The organism is Massilia antarctica (assembly GCF_015689335.1).
Taxonomy (GTDB): Bacteria; Pseudomonadota; Gammaproteobacteria; order Burkholderiales; family Burkholderiaceae_D; genus Telluria_A; species Telluria_A antarctica.
Map to the genome: position 1 here is coordinate 141447 of NZ_CP065053.1, position 14707 is coordinate 156153.

Annotated in this window: 17 protein-coding genes; 10 read left to right on the forward strand and 7 right to left on the reverse strand. The window is 62.5% G+C overall.

Annotated features, from left to right (window positions below; all coding sequences use genetic code 11):
- Nucleotides 1–302 precede the first annotated feature (302 nt).
- The 10 genes from IV454_RS00630 to IV454_RS00675 all read left to right on the forward strand — a co-directional run bounded on the left by IV454_RS00630 (nucleotide 303) and on the right by IV454_RS00675 (nucleotide 10618).
- On the forward strand, nucleotides 303–1745 hold the full coding sequence (locus IV454_RS00630; protein ID WP_206089743.1) for a flagellin N-terminal helical domain-containing protein: 1443 nt from the start codon (nucleotides 303–305) through the stop codon (nucleotides 1743–1745).
- A 375-nt stretch (nucleotides 1746–2120) separates the two neighbouring features.
- The gene (locus IV454_RS00635; RefSeq protein WP_206089744.1) at nucleotides 2121–3563 is read left to right on the forward strand and encodes a flagellin N-terminal helical domain-containing protein; all 1443 of its coding nucleotides are present in this window, start codon (nucleotides 2121–2123) and stop codon (nucleotides 3561–3563) included.
- A gap of 71 nt (nucleotides 3564–3634) precedes the next feature.
- Nucleotides 3635–4000, forward strand: coding sequence for a flagellar protein FlaG (locus tag IV454_RS00640; protein WP_206089745.1), 366 nt, complete (start codon nucleotides 3635–3637; stop codon nucleotides 3998–4000).
- A 106-nt stretch (nucleotides 4001–4106) separates the two neighbouring features.
- Nucleotides 4107–6116: a flagellar filament capping protein FliD gene (gene fliD, locus IV454_RS00645; RefSeq protein WP_206089746.1), complete on the forward strand. Its 2010-nt coding sequence runs from the start codon at nucleotides 4107–4109 to the stop codon at nucleotides 6114–6116.
- Between the two features lie 26 nt (nucleotides 6117–6142).
- Complete coding sequence (gene fliS, locus IV454_RS00650; protein ID WP_206089747.1) at nucleotides 6143–6592, forward strand: flagellar export chaperone FliS; 450 nt, start codon at nucleotides 6143–6145, stop codon at nucleotides 6590–6592.
- Between the two features lie 9 nt (nucleotides 6593–6601).
- The gene (locus tag IV454_RS00655) at nucleotides 6602–6928 is read left to right on the forward strand and encodes a flagellar protein FliT (protein WP_206089748.1); all 327 of its coding nucleotides are present in this window, start codon (nucleotides 6602–6604) and stop codon (nucleotides 6926–6928) included.
- An 11-nt stretch (nucleotides 6929–6939) separates the two neighbouring features.
- Nucleotides 6940–8190, forward strand: a complete 1251-nt coding sequence (fliK, locus tag IV454_RS00660; protein WP_206089749.1) for a flagellar hook-length control protein FliK — start codon at nucleotides 6940–6942, stop codon at nucleotides 8188–8190.
- Nucleotides 8183–8545 carry an EscU/YscU/HrcU family type III secretion system export apparatus switch protein gene (locus tag IV454_RS00665; protein ID WP_206089750.1) on the forward strand — a complete coding sequence of 121 codons (363 nt, stop codon included), beginning with the start codon at nucleotides 8183–8185 and terminating at the stop codon, nucleotides 8543–8545. The genes fliK and IV454_RS00665 overlap by 8 nt, the downstream gene beginning before the upstream one ends.
- Complete coding sequence (locus tag IV454_RS00670; protein ID WP_206089751.1) at nucleotides 8529–9287, forward strand: flagellar brake protein; 759 nt, start codon at nucleotides 8529–8531, stop codon at nucleotides 9285–9287. The genes IV454_RS00665 and IV454_RS00670 overlap by 17 nt, the downstream gene beginning before the upstream one ends.
- A gap of 173 nt (nucleotides 9288–9460) precedes the next feature.
- On the forward strand, nucleotides 9461–10618 hold the full coding sequence (locus tag IV454_RS00675; RefSeq protein ID WP_206089752.1) for a hypothetical protein: 1158 nt from the start codon (nucleotides 9461–9463) through the stop codon (nucleotides 10616–10618).
- A 139-nt stretch (nucleotides 10619–10757) separates the two neighbouring features.
- Here the strand turns inward: IV454_RS00675 and IV454_RS00680 are convergent, their stop codons facing one another.
- From IV454_RS00680 to fliE, 7 genes are all read right to left on the reverse strand, one after another.
- On the reverse strand, nucleotides 10758–11597 hold the full coding sequence (locus tag IV454_RS00680) for a hypothetical protein (RefSeq protein ID WP_206089753.1): 840 nt from the start codon (nucleotides 11595–11597) through the stop codon (nucleotides 10758–10760).
- Nucleotides 11598–11732: 135 nt separating this feature from the next.
- Nucleotides 11733–11894, reverse strand: coding sequence for a CPBP family glutamic-type intramembrane protease (locus IV454_RS00685; protein WP_370663798.1), 162 nt, complete (start codon nucleotides 11892–11894; stop codon nucleotides 11733–11735).
- Nucleotides 11895–11934: 40 nt separating this feature from the next.
- Nucleotides 11935–12507, reverse strand: a complete 573-nt coding sequence (locus tag IV454_RS00690) for a hypothetical protein (protein WP_206089755.1) — start codon at nucleotides 12505–12507, stop codon at nucleotides 11935–11937.
- The gene (locus IV454_RS00695; RefSeq protein ID WP_206089756.1) at nucleotides 12489–12803 is read right to left on the reverse strand and encodes a hypothetical protein; all 315 of its coding nucleotides are present in this window, start codon (nucleotides 12801–12803) and stop codon (nucleotides 12489–12491) included. The genes IV454_RS00690 and IV454_RS00695 overlap by 19 nt, the downstream gene beginning before the upstream one ends.
- 229 nt (nucleotides 12804–13032) lie before the next feature.
- Nucleotides 13033–13344, reverse strand: a complete 312-nt coding sequence (locus IV454_RS00700) for a hypothetical protein (protein WP_206089757.1) — start codon at nucleotides 13342–13344, stop codon at nucleotides 13033–13035.
- Between the two features lie 30 nt (nucleotides 13345–13374).
- Entirely contained in the window at nucleotides 13375–14184 is an 810-nt protein-coding gene (locus IV454_RS00705; RefSeq protein ID WP_206089758.1) for a CPBP family intramembrane glutamic endopeptidase, read from the reverse strand.
- Nucleotides 14185–14326: 142 nt separating this feature from the next.
- The gene (gene fliE, locus IV454_RS00710) at nucleotides 14327–14677 is read right to left on the reverse strand and encodes a flagellar hook-basal body complex protein FliE (RefSeq protein WP_054264136.1); all 351 of its coding nucleotides are present in this window, start codon (nucleotides 14675–14677) and stop codon (nucleotides 14327–14329) included.
- Nucleotides 14678–14707 lie beyond the last annotated feature (30 nt).

The following is a 14707-nucleotide window of genomic DNA, read 5'->3' on the forward strand; positions in this document are numbered from 1 at the left end:
TCACGCATACAGCCGCACGCCCTGCCCGGCGCTGCCCGGCGCTGTTCTCCCCCGCCTTTTCCCGCCTCTCCAAATAGTTCTTTTTTGCCCTCAAGTCTGGGCCAATCTTGTCGTCTGGCGCCCTGCCTGCGAGCGCCTTGAGGCCCAAAATAAAAAATATACATGCCTCAATTCACTAAACTTTCCGGAAGGTAACCCGTTATATATAAGGACTGCGGTGTGATTGTCCCGGACCGAAGGGGCAGACCAAAGCGAAGGCAAGTTGCCAACATGAATAAGTAGTATCTGCAAGGAGTAATACCATGAGCGTCATCAACACCAACACCGCGTCGCTGAATGCACAACGTAACCTGAGCACTTCCGCTTCCGCACTGTCGACCTCGCTCCAACGCCTGTCGTCCGGCTTGCGCATTAACAGCGCCAAGGACGATGCCGCCGGCCTGGCCATCTCGGAGCGCTTCACGTCCCAGATCCGCGGTCTGGATCAGGCCAAACGCAATGCCAACGACGGTGTGTCGATGTTGCAAACGGCCGAAGGTTCGTTGCAATCGACCGGTAACATCCTGCAGCGTGTGCGTGAACTGTCGGTTCAGTCCTCGAATGCCACCAACTCCGCCGGCGACCGCAAGGCGATCCAGGCCGAGGTTGGCCAGCTGTTGTCGGAAGCGGACCGTATCGCCCAGACTTCGGAATTCAACGGCTTGAAACTGCTCGACGGCAGCTTCGGTACCGCCACCTTCCAAGTTGGCGCCAACGCCGGCCAGACCATCCAGGCCACCACCGCGAACTTCCGTACCAACAACTACGGCAACAACGAAGCCTCGACCGCGGCCCCGACCACCCTGGCCACCACCGGCACCGCCTACACCGCCGGCAGCTTCGCCCTGCAAGGCCTGGCTACCTCGAACATCGCCGTCACCGCCACCGATACCGCCCAGTCGCTCGCCTCGACCATCAACGGCGCCACCGCCAACACCGGTGTCACGGCCGAGGCCAAAACCGAAGAAGCGCTGACCCTGACCGCCGGCGGCGTGTATTCGCTCGGCGTCACGTCTGACAACAGCACCGCCGCCAACGTCACCTTCACCGTCGGCGCCGCGCTCAACGCTTCCGGCCTGGCGTCGGCTGTCAGCTCCTTTAACGATGTCTCGTCCAAGACCGGCGTTACCGCCAAGCTGAACAGCACCAACGATGGCCTGGTCCTGACCAATGCGGCCGGCAACAACATCACCCTGGCCAACAACAGCGCGTCGGCATCGGTCACGGCGGGAGCGATCAGCGCGGCCGGCACCGTCGGCACCACCGCCGCCGTCGCCACCGGCACCACCTCGACCTCGATGGGTTATGTGTCGATGAACTCGGACAAGGGTTTCTCGGTCGGCAGCAGCGGTTCGACCGCGATTGCCGCCGGCACCGCCGCCTCGCTCAATACCGTTTCCGGTATCGACGTGTCGACCGCCAAGGGCGCATCGAACGCACTCAAGGTGCTGGACTCGGCCCTGGCCAACGTCAACAGCCAGCGCGCTTCCTTCGGCGCACTGCAGTCGCGCTTTGAAACGGCTGTCACCAACCTCGAATCGACCTCCGAAAACCTGTCTGCCTCGCGCAGCCGGATCCAGGATACCGACTTCGCTTCGGAAACAGCCAAACTGACGCGCGGCCAGATCCTCCAGCAGGCAGGTACCGCCATGCTGGCCCAGGCTAACTCGCTGCCGAATGGCGTGTTGTCCCTGCTGCGCGGTTAATCGCCGACAGCGCCTGACATCCCCGGCCAGCCCCTGGCTGGCTGGGGAATGTCATCTCCGCAGTAAGAACTTGCCTTACATGCAATAGAACCGCGCTACTCAGGCCGCGCATCGCTTCCCTGGCCCCCGTTCCCGCGGCGCCAAATAGTTTTTTTATTGCCCTCAAGTTTGGCCGATTGCTGTCGTCTGGCGCCGCCTCCACGCGCGCCTTGAGGCCAAAAATAAAAAATACTCACCCGAAATCCCCCTAAACTTTCCACGTCGCAATCCGTTACATATAAGGACTGCGGTGTGATTGTCCCGGCACAAAGGGGCACACCAAGGCAAACGGCACGGAGCCAACATGCATAAATAGTATCTGCAAGGAGTCATACCATGAGCGTCATCAATACCAACATCTCGTCCCTGAATGCACAACGCAACCTGAGCACCTCGGCATCTGCCCTGTCGACCTCGCTCCAACGCCTGTCCTCCGGCTTGCGTATCAACAGTGCAAAAGACGATGCGGCTGGCCTGGCAATTTCTGAACGCTTCACGTCGCAAATCCGCGGCCTGGATCAAGCCAAGCGCAATGCCAACGATGGTGTATCGATGCTGCAAACGGCTGAAGGCTCCCTGCAATCGACCGGCAACATCCTGCAGCGCGTGCGTGAACTGGCTGTCCAGTCCTCGAACGCCACCAACTCCGCCGGCGATCGCAAGGCGATCCAGGCTGAAGTCGGCCAGCTGCTGTCGGAAGCGGACCGCATCGCCCAGACTTCCGAATTCAATGGCTTGAAACTGCTCGACGGCAGCTTCGGCACCGCCACCTTCCAGGTCGGCGCCAACGCCGGCCAGAGCATCCAGGCCACCACCGCGAACTTCCGTACCAATAACTACGGCAACAACGAAGCCTCGACCGCGGCCCCGACCACCCTGGCCACCACCGGCACCGCCTACACCGCCGGCAGCTTCGCCCTGCAAGGCCTGGCCACCTCGAACATCGCCGTCACCGCCACCGACACCGCCCAGTCGCTGGCCTCGACCATCAACGGCGCCACCGCCAACACCGGCGTGACCGCCTCGGCCAAAACCGAGGAAGCGCTGACCCTGACCGCCGGCGGCGTGTATTCGCTCGCCGTCACGTCCGACAACAGCACCGCCGCCAACGTCACCTTCACCGTCGGCGCCGCGCTCAACGCTTCCGGCCTGGCGTCGGCCGTCAGCTCCTTTAACGATGTCTCGTCCAAGACCGGCGTCACCGCCAAGATGAACAGCACCAACGATGGCCTGATCCTGACCAATTCGGCCGGCAACAACATTACCCTGGCCAACAACAGCGCGTCGGCATCGGTCACGGCGGGGGCGATTAATTCGGCCGGCACCGTCGGCACCACCGCCGCCGTCGCCACCGGCACCACCTCGACCTCGATGGGTTATGTGTCGATGAACTCGGACAAGGGTTTCTCGGTCGGCAGCAGCGGTTCGACCGCGATTGCCGCCGGCACCGCCGCCTCGCTCAATACCGTTTCCGGTATCGACGTCTCGACCGCCAAGGGCGCATCGGACGCACTCAAGGTGCTCGATTCGGCCCTGGCCAACGTCAACAGCCAGCGCGCTTCCTTCGGCGCCCTGCAGTCACGCTTTGAAACGGCCGTCACCAACCTCGAATCGACGTCGGAAAACCTGTCTGCCTCGCGCAGCCGGATCCAGGATACGGACTTCGCTTCGGAAACCGCGAAACTGACCCGCGGCCAGATTCTGCAACAGGCAGGTACGGCAATGTTGGCCCAGGCCAACTCCCTGCCGAACGGTGTGTTGTCCCTGCTGCGCGGCTGATCCGCCCCGCTTGGTCGCCCTCCCCGGCCGCTGTTCAGGCGCCGGGGAATTTTCGTTAAAGGAAACAGGTCATGGAACTTCGCCCCTTAGACAACGCGCCAGCGGCGCCTCCGTTGCGCCCGGCCGCGCCCGAGAGCGCGTCCGCCAGCGCCAGGACGGCGGGCGCCGCCGCCAGCGGCAAGACCGGGGCCGTCAAAGAGGCGGCCGAGCCCGATCCCAGGGAAGTGAGCAAGGTGGTCGGCGAGATCAACCTGGCCATGCAAGCCATGTCGCGCAATATCGAGTTTTCAATCGATACCGACAGCCAGCGCACGGTGGTGAAGATCATCGACCAGACCACCAAGGAAGTGATCCGCCAGATGCCGACCGCCGAAGCGCTCGAAATCGGCAAGGCGCTGGAAAAAGTGCAGGGCTTGCTCATCAGACAGACCGCGTAAAGCGCAAAATCGGGCATAAACCGAACAAGCGGCGGATTACCCCTCTAAAGTCTGGATAGAAGATGCCGTTAACTTAGTATATTCATGCTTTTACCAGGAGGCGTTCGTGGCCATTTCTTCCGTCAGTTCAGGCGGCTCTATCGACGTCAACGACATCGTCAACAAGTTGATGATGGCGGAGAGCCGGCCTTTCGTCGCCATGCAGGACAAGGAAAAGGCGTACGCCGCCAAATTGTCCGCATATGGCACCCTGAGCGGAGCATTGGGCTCATTCCAGAGCGCCGTCAGCGGCCTGGCCGACCCGACCAAGTTCAAGACCGTGGGCGCCAGTTCGACCGAATCGAGCGTGCTCACCGCGACCGCCGGCAAGGATACCGTCAAGGGCAGCTACGCCGTCAACGTGACCCAGCTGTCGCAGGCGCAGACCCTGACCTCGGCCGGCCAGGCCAGCACCACCGCCCTGATCGGCAGCGGCGCGGCCACCACCCTCACCTTCGAATTCGGCAGCATCACCGGCGGCACCCTGGCCAATGGCGCCTACACCGGCGCCGCCTTCGACCAGGACGCCACGCGCTCGGCGCGCACCGTCACCATCGATTCGAGCAACAATTCGCTGCAAGGGATCCGCGACGCCATCAACAAGGCCAACGTGGGCGTGACCGCGACCATCATTTCGGACGGCGGCGCCAACCCCAACCGCCTGGTGCTGACCTCGGCCCAGACCGGCGAAACGTCGGCCATGCGCATTGGCGTCTCGGGCGACCCCGCCCTCGACAGCCTGCTCGGCTACAGCGCCGACGGCACCCAGAACATGCTGCAGAACAGCACGGCGCAAAATGCCAAGCTGACCATCAACGGCGTCGCCATCAGCAGCCCCAGCAACAATGTCTCGGAAGCGATCCAGGGCGTGACCATCAGCGCCCTCAAGATCGGCACCAGCACGGTCGGCATCACCAGCGACAGCACCGGCGCCAAGTCGGCGATCAACGCCTTCATCAAGTCCTACAATGACTTGAACAGCACCATCGCCGGCCTGACCACGGCGCCCAAGGCCAGCGAAGGCAAGGGCGCCGGCGTGCTGCTGGGCGACTCCACCACGCGCAACCTGCAATCGAGCCTGCGCAAGATGTTCTTTACGCCAGTGCCGGGCATGGATGGCGATATCAGCAGCCTGAGCCAACTGGGCGTATCGTTCCAGCCGGACGGCTCGCTCAAGCTCGACAATACCAAACTGCAGAAAGCCATCGATACCAACCTGGACGACGTCTCCAAGCTGCTCAGCACGGTCGGCTCGACCAGCGACAGCCTGGTCAGCTTCGTCAGTTCCACCAGCAACAGCTCGGTCGGTACCAAGAACCTGACGATCACCCAGATGGCGACCCAGGGCAGCGCCACCGGCAGCACCGCCGCCGGCACCAGCATCACCAAGGACGTCAACGACCAGTTGTCCCTGACCATCAACGGGGTGACCTCGACCGCGACCCTGCTGGCCGGTAACTACACGGCGGCCAGCCTGGCCAGCCATGTACAGTCGATCATCAACGGCGCGGTCGGCGCGACGGGCGCCAGCGCCACCAGCGGCACCGGAGTGACGGTCAAGAACGATAGCGGGATTTTCACGATCACCTCGAACAAATACGGGGCGAGCTCGAAAATCAGCCTGAGCGGCTCGGCCGCGGCCGGCCTGCTGGGCACCCCGACCGTGGTCGATGGACTCGACGTGGCCGGCACCATCGGCGGCGCGCTCGCCACCGGCAGCGGCCAGACCCTGACCGGCGACGCCGGCTCGGCCAGTTCCGGCATCCAGGTCAAAGTGAGCGGCGGCGTCATCGGCGAGCGCGGGAGCGTGAATGTCTCGAAAGGGGTAGGCGCGCAATTTACCGAACTGATCGACAGTTTTCTCAGCGCCAAGGGCACCATTCCCGGCAAGAACGCCGGCATCAATGCCAGCCTGGCCGATATCGCCAAACAGCGCGCGGCCCTCAATGTGCGCCTGACCCAGACTGAAAAAGACTTGCGCAGGCAATATTCGACGCTCGACGTGACGCTCTCGGGCATGAGTACGACGAGTAACTTCCTGGCGCAGCAGCTCGCCTCCCTTGGCACCATTCGATAGCATACGACAGAAAGAGGACATCAATTATGTTTGGATCTTCCAACAGGGGCGCGAGCAGCTACGCCAAGGTCGGCCTGGAAACCAGTGTGGTGGCGGCCTCCCCGCACAAGCTGATCGTCATGCTGTTCGACGGCGCGCTGGTGGCGGTACTCAGCGGCCTGATGCACATGAGGTCGGGCAATATCCCGGAAAAAGGCAAGGCGATCTCGAAAGCCATCCAGATCATCGACAATGGCTTGCGCGCCAGCCTCGACAAGAAAGCCGGGGGCCAGATCGCGGAAAACCTCGATTCGCTGTACGAATACATGAGCGCGCGCCTGCTCGCCGCGAACCTGAAGAACGATACCGACATCATGGTCGAGATCCAGGGTTTGCTGACCGAACTGCGCGAAACCTGGAACGCCATCGGTGCGGCCCCGACCGCCATTCCCGCCGACGTGGCGCCGGTGCGCATTTCCAACCTTGTGAGTGCCTGAACCATGACCATGACCAACGATGACGTGCTGTCGACCTACGAAGCGATGCTGGCCTTGTCGGCCAAAATGGTCAGCGCCGCCGAATGCGGCCAGTGGGATGAACTGAGCCTGCTCGAAAAGCGGGTCGGCGCGCATGTCGCGGCCCTGCAAGCGAATGACGAGCAAGTGCTGCTCGAAGGCGCCAGCCGGGTCAAGAAAGTGGCCATCATCAAGCAGTTGCTGGCGTACGACCGTACCATCCGCGACCTGACCACCCCGTGGATGGCGCAACTGTCGCAACTGATCAACAGCAGCGGCGCCTCGCGCCGGCTGAATAACGCCTACGGCGGCGTCTAGTCGCGCTCGCGATGCTCGCGCGCACGGACGGCCCGGGGGTGTCGGCGGTCGGCAAGGTCGACCCGGCCCGCCCCGCGCCCGGAGTCGGCGACAGCCGCCAGGATGCGCTCGCGCGCGCGCTGTCGACCCAGCTCGGCCAGTCGATGCGGGTCGCGGTCCTGTCGAAATTCAACGATGGCAGCTTCCTGGTCAGGGTGGCGGGCGAACAGGCCCGCATGAGCCTGCCCCAGGGCGCCGAAGCCGGCACCGAGATGCCGATGACCCTGATTGCGGTCAGTCCCCGTCCCCAGTTCCGCCTCGATACCCAGCCGGGCAGCGCCCCGGGCTTGCCGCCCGGCCCCGCCCAAGCGCCCTTGCCCGGCGCCGCCGGCCAGCCCCTGCCGACCGGCGCCACACCCGAACGCGCACCGCTCCAGGCGCCCGCGCTGGCGCAAGCGTTGGCGCAGCCGCAGGAAGGCCAGGGCGCCGGCGCGGCCAAGCTGACCGGGCGCGCCACCAGCCTGGCCGCCACCCTGCTCGGCAAGTCGCCCCTGACCGCCAGCGCCGACCTGCCCGCGCTCGATGCGAACACCCGGCCCGCCACCCTCAGCAGCACCGGACAATTGCTCGCGCGCATACTCGACATCGGCCATCCCGACCCCGGCAAGCCGGCCGCGATCGCCGGCGCCACGCCCCTGATCGACCCGAAGCACGGCGCGCCCGACACCGCCGCCCTGGCGCACAAGCTGGAACAGACGATCAGCCGCAGCGGCGTGTTCTACGAATCGCACGTGGCCGAATGGGCCGACGGCAAGCGTCCCCTGAGCGAACTGCAGCGCGAACCGCAGATGCAGCAAGCCATGGCCACACCCGGCGGCGGCAGCCGTCCGGCCGCGGCCGAACTGGCCAGCGCCCAGCTGATCAACCTGCAACTGACGACCCAGGAACAGGCGCGCGTGACCTGGCAAGGCCAGCTGGCGCCGGGCCAGGAGTTGCAATGGGAAATCCATAAAGATGCGCCGGAGCAGCGCGGACGCGGTACTGACGAGCCCAGCGCGCCCGTATGGAAGAGCGGCATGCGCCTGCGCTTTCCGCTGCTGGGAGAAATTGAAGCGAACATCGTCACCACGGGCGAGCGGGTCCACATCGAGTTGCGCACCGCCAGCCAGGGCACGGGCGACGCCTTGCGCGCGCGCGCGGGCGAGCTGACCTCGGCGCTGGACGTGTCCGGCACGGCGCTGGCCTCGCTGATCATCCGCACCCCCGAGGCTGGCAATGGCTGAGCCGCTGCCCAAGCGGGCCCAGTCGGCGGTCGCGCTGGCCTACAACAATGGCGACCCGGCGCCCAAGGTGGTGGCCAAGGGCAAGGGCTTGATTGCCGCCCAGATCATCGAGCGCGCCAAGGATGCCGGCGTGTTCGTGCACGAGTCGAAAGAGCTGGTGGCCCTGCTGATGGGCGTGGACCTGGACCGCCAGATCCCGCCGGGCCTGTATCGGGCGATTGCGGAACTGCTGGCGTGGCTATATCATATTGAAGCCGCACAAGCGACAGGTGGCCCCCTGCCCGCCCCGCCGGACGCAGCCCTTTTCATCGACCGACCACAAGAAGCGGCAGACAAAGATGCAATCAACCAATGATTCCGATATTGAAAGCTGGCACGACTTTGAAGTCGCCTCGCGCAAGGAAATCATCGCATTATTGCGCGGCATCGGCGAAAAGCGCCAGCTGGTGCGCATGGTCATCCGGCGCGGCACCGAAGTGTGCGTCTCGGCCATCCTCGATGTCGACCCCGACAACAACACCCTGACCCTGGACGGCTCGGCCGACCCCGAGCAGCACCGCCGCTTTGCCAATGTCGGCCGGATGGCCTTCGAAACCTCGCTCGACAAGATCCGCATCCTGTTCGCCTCCGAGGAGGTGCACGCCACCACCTTCGAAGACACGCCGGCGTTTACGATCCCCATCCCCGAGACCCTGATCCGGCTGCAGCGGCGCGAGTTTTACCGCATGGCCACGCCGGTCAGCAACCCGGTGTCGGTGGTGATCCGCCTGCCGCAGGATGCCGGCGGCGGCACCCACGTGTTTCCGCTGGCCGATATCAGCTGCGGCGGGATCGCCATCCTCGACAACAAACTGGTGCTGGGCACCACCATCGGCCAGAGCTACACGGGATGCCGCATCGATTTGCCTGATGTGGGCGCGGTCCAGACCACCCTGATGATCCGCAACTCGGTCGACCTGACCCTGCTCAACGACAAGACCAACCGCCGCCTCGGCTGCGCTTTTGTGGATATTTCGCGCGGCGGCCTTGCCAGCGTGCAAAAGTACATCACCAAGCTCGAGCGCGAACGGAATGCGCGCCTGGCCGGCCTGGGCTGATCCGGTTGGTTCGCTAAGTCAATTTATTCGCTGAGTCAATTCCTTCGGTCAGGCAAACTATCCGGACGGCAGCAGCGCAATTGAGCGCAGGCCAAGAGCGTGCCGATAGCCCGGCATGGCTCAGCCCGAAGGGGTATGTTTCAAGTTCACCGCGCACTTTTCGGAGAATGATGATGAAACGTACACTCGGGCTGTCAGCGACCTTGGGGCTACTGGTCGCCTGTTCCACCCCCTACCGCACGCCCGTGCTGGATTCGACGCCGGCCACCCTGCCAACCTTCGCCGGCGTGGCCAAGCTGCTCACCCCGGAACGCGCGCTCGACGTGCTGCTGGTGCACGGCATCTGCACCCAGGACGAGAGTTGGGCCACGGAATCGGTGACCCAGCTGTACACCAGCCTGGGCGGCGATTCGGCCCAGGTGGCGCTGTCCGCGACCACGGTGGCCGATACCGGCATCGTGGTGTACCGCCAGAGCTTGCCGCTGGCGGCCGGCGCGCTCAATGTCAACGCGATCCTGTGGTCGCCCCTGACCACGCCGCTCAAGGCCGGGCTGTGCTATGACCAGAGCAACAAGTCAGGCTTTTGCCCGTCGGACCAGGCCGCCAACGCCTATCCCTACAAGCGCGCCACCTTCAACCGGACCTTGAAGGACAAGCTGCTCGACGATTGCCTGGCCGACGCCGTGATTTACCAGGGCAAGTCGCGCCAGGCGATCAGCCAGCGCATGCAGGCGGCCATCCTGCAGTCGGTGGGAGCGGGTGGCGGCAGCGGCCGGCCGCTGGTGCCGGCCGGCGGCGAGGTGCCGCCGGCGCCCATCCCGCTGGTGCTCATCACCGATAGCCTGGACAGCAAAGTGACCTTCGACGCCCTGTTCAAGCTGGCCGGCACGCCGGAGCAGTCGGCGGCGGCGCTGCAAGTGTTCAATCGCACGTCCTTGGTGTTCATGCGCGCCAACCAGTTGCCGCTGCTCAGGCTGGCCGAAATGGATCTGGACGGCTCGATGGCGCCGCCGGGGCCGGACGACTTTCCGGCCGATCCGATCCAGGCCCTGATCGCGCAGCGCAACGTCCAAGGCCTCGGCAAGCCGACCGATGTGCCGACCGTGGTGGCGTTCACCGATCCCAACGATGTGCTCGGGTACACTCTGGTGAAGAGCCCGTTCGGCGCGCGCGCGACGTATCCGATCATCGATGTGGTGGTGTCGAACGCGCCCACCTACTTCGGGCTGATTGAACTGCCGACCAGCGCACACACGGATTACCCGCGCAACGAGGCGGTGCGGCGCATGATCGCCTGCGGCGAGCCAGCGCTGGAAGGGTGCGGAAACTGACGGCGGGACAGGCTGGCGCTTGCGCCAGCCTCATTGACTTATTCAAGTTTGTATCTTGCAAACGCCGCTAACTGGCACGGCCTCGGCGTTGACCGGATTGCCGGGCTTCCCGCGATGTCGTGATCGTGCCGCGGCGCTCTCAATCTGACCAGCCGTCTTTCAAAGCCAGCGTGCCTTTCGACCCCAATATTCTGTTAACTTCCTGACGTGTGGCGCTGGCATTGCCGTCCGCCGAGCCACCAAGCGTCCGTATTGTTTCCGACGCCTGGCTGCCGCTGGCCGCAACATTCAAGGTCTGTAGCGCAATGCGAACGCCCTTGGCTGGAAGACCGGGCACGAAGCCGATGCCGGCCGCAAGCACACTGACGGCCACGCTACCAGCCACCGCAACCTCGGCCTCGCTCCGCCCCCGGTTCCGCAATTCCAACATGAGCTCCTCGACTGCCTCGTTGCCCGTGGTAGCGATTGCGTACGCCGCGTCAGTGGCTCTTTTCATCGATTCGACAGGCTTGGTTGGATCAAACTTGTTCGCGACGTCCTTCATGACAGCCACACCCAAGCTGCGTTTATCCGCCGCCGTCAATTCTTCCACTCCGCCAATCACCTTGACAGTGCCTGAAGCAATTTGCACGTCTTTCCTAACCCGGTCGGCGATCGCATGCATCTCTTCTTGTGTAATCGCATTGGCATCCTTGGCAACATCCACGGTGTTTTTGACCACCTTTTTCATTTGCTCAAATTTGCGTTCGACGCCCTCGGCTACCGGGTTGCGGCTGCTGTCGCGGTGAATAGCGATGGTCACCCGTTGCAAGCGCTCATTGCCAGTGCCCGCCTGTGCGACCCGAAAAGGCGGCTTCGTCGGCGCGTCAGAATGCGGTGGCGGCAATGGCTCCTTCGGCTTCATCTTATCCGCTACTCGGTCAAGCACGACGCCGCCGACAAAAATGCTGATCTTATTTATCGGGACTCTACCTGCCATGGATGTTCCTTTCGTTTGCTGGAAAAATCAGCAGCCGCTTTGTCAGTGGCGCCCCCTTCCTGAGTGGCATGCATCAAGAAAAAGTTCTCAATTCCCGGAAATTTAATGCTTGCCCTGAGGGTGGGAGCGCGCGGCCTATCCGATCACCGATGGGTGTCGTAGGCTGCAAGCCGTGCGATACAAGGCTTGGCGCGACCTGGTGCGCTCGTACAGCCAGCCGAGAAACATCCCGATGAGCACGGCGTCGACATATTGATACATATTCATGTGCGCAAAGCCGAACAGCCCGGCCGGCACCAAACGGGAGCAATATGCTTACCGGAACGGGAAAGGGATTCTACTTGGGCGACACCTTGGCCAGCGCTGGCCAATCACGCTCGGCCTTCATTCCGAAATGCGAGAGCACGGTCTCAATGGTAGGGACCAAAGACGATGGTCGCATTTTGGTAGTCCCGTTCCACTCGACCTGACCGCACTGGAAGCAAATCCGCATTGTGCTCGTTAGCACTTTTCCTTGATAAAATGCAATGGTATGGTGAGGTTCGAAAACGCAAGCAGGCTCACCGTTCTGAGTGGCGGCTGGCATCTTTCTAATCGCCGTAAGGAAGTTTTTCCGCTCAATAGCACTGAGCTCATGCGAGATATAGATCGTTGGTGTATACCCGACAGGGCGCTGGGGCTGGGTGTCGGGATCCAAGACGTCGTCCACATTGGAATGCTCGCTCACGACAATACGGTCGGCGCTTCGCAAAGCAGTTTCCAAGGCTGCAACATATTGCCGGCCATCGCCGCTCTCCTCGATCACTCTCGGTGACTCGGGATACTGCTCAGATGGATCACTCGTAGCGACCTGCTTGTGACAGCCCACGCAGAGCAGTGCTGATAAAATCGCTAATCTCGTGCCGGCCATCGATATCCATTAAGCAATAATAAGTGGCGACAGCGAAAGTAATAGCCGAATCCGAAAAGAATCGCCCCCACCGCCAGAAAACCAATAATCCAAGGGCCGTAACCCGGAAAGGCACGGTTAATTAACCAAGACAGCCCACAGCCCACCACGGGTAAAAATACCAGACCTGGAAGAAGCGTCGTTCCGCTAGCAGTGCCGCCGCTTCGCATGGCTTCAACAGCTTTCCCCATGGCGCCGGCTATGTCAAGCACGAGTGACGCGGCGGCAAGAAGAATGGTAATGGCGAGATAGGACAATTTGAAATCTCATGTAAGGATTTAAAGGAAACAGAGATAAAGCGAAAAATACCCCACCAAGGGATGGATGGATGGAACGTCCACCCGCCGGTTTCGCTCCGAAATTGCCTCGACGGGCTGGCATTGTAGCTATCAAATGACCGCTCGTGGCAGGATGCAGGCCTCATGCCGAACTGGCCGTTCTCGCCTCCCAAGGCCGCCTTAACCGGTTGACGCAGGCACTTCCCGTTCAAACCCGGTTAGCAAGTTCGCCGGCAATGCCCGCGATCCGCTGTTTGAGCGAAACCACCTCCGTGAACTCGGCACGCTCGACCGGCTCGTCCCAGTTGCCATCCCTCACCAGCATGAGCAAAAAATAGCCATGCTCATCGAACGAGGGAGTCCAGCCGACGTCCAGCACCAGGTCGTGGCCGTAGACAATCTGCAGCAGGTCTTCCTTGAGATAGTCGGCATGCTGCGCCGCATCGAACGCATCGGGAAGAAAAGAGATGTCGTCGAACACGACCACGCCCTGCCCGATATCGATATTCCAAAACATCATTGCCTTTCAGTGAACAATCGCTCTTCCCGCTCACCTGCCGCGCTGCGCGGCCGGGGCGTGCAATGTACGGTACAACATGGCCGCCCCCGCTAGCCCCAACAGAATCGCCGTCAGCCATGACAAGGATGCGAACGTCGGAAAACCCTGGTCCACCTTGCCTGCGTCGCTCAACGCCTGGGTGACGCACACGGTGTTGTACGCGGCATGGAGCCCGATGCAGGGTAGCAGCGACCTGGTGCGCTCATACAGCCAGCCGAGAAACATCCCGATGAGCACGGCGCCGACATATTGATAGATATTCATGTGCGCAAAGCCGAACAACCCGGCCGAAGCCAGGATGGCTCCCCATTTCGGATATTGCCCCAGAAAGCTGCGCAAGATGATTCCGCGAAATAGCATTTCTTCCAGCACCGGGGCCAGAACGCAGATCGCCACGACCATTCCCACGCTGTCGGCCTTCATGCCGGCAAACAGGGCTTGCTCCTGTAACGTCATGGGAAACTGCATCAGCATCGCCGCATCGAGCATGGACAGGGACATGAAGATCACGGGGAGCGTCAGGGCGACTGCGGGAAAGACCACCAGCACGATGGCGCTTGCGGAGGCCGACGACGAGTGAAACAGCTCGCGGTAGGTCAAGCCTTTGTAGTGCATCACCACGGTAAAGACAACCCCATTGCCGAGCACCATGATCATGCCGGTCAAGTCGCGCGGCTCCATCGCCAACACGCCGCGCACGTCGTACAGCGCCGCGCCCACCAGATACTCGGCCATGTACAGCGCGACGAATAGCATCAGCGCTTCCAGCGCATTCGGGAAAGTCTCGTTTTTCTTATCCATCAATCAGCAATCATGCGTTCGCGGCCGTGAGCCGCGCAAAGGCAAGAGTAAACGTGATTTTCGGAATTATTACAAGAAAGAAATTTCAACAATACGGCTGTCGTCCCTGGCGAACGCAGGGGAAACGAAACAGCGGCCGCGCTTACACCTGCATATTCATGATCTCGTGATACGCCGACACCAGCTTGTTCCTCACTTGCACGCTTGCCTGAAAGCCAATACTGGCCTTCTGCATCGAAATCATCACATCCGACAAACTCACCTTGTCGTCGCCCATGGTAAACGCCTTGCCCTGCCCGTCGGCCTTGATCTGGGCTTCGCTGACCTGGGCGATGGACGACTTGAGCGCATCGGCGAAGTCGACCTTGCCGACATCCGGCTCGGGCGTGACCTTGACCGCCGGCCCGACGCCCCCGGCCGGGCGCGTCGCCGCCGCCTTGAGCTGGGCCATCATGGCTTCGATCCGGTCCGATCCGATTCCGTTCACGTTCATGTCGTTTCCTCTGTTCACACTGGCGGGCGC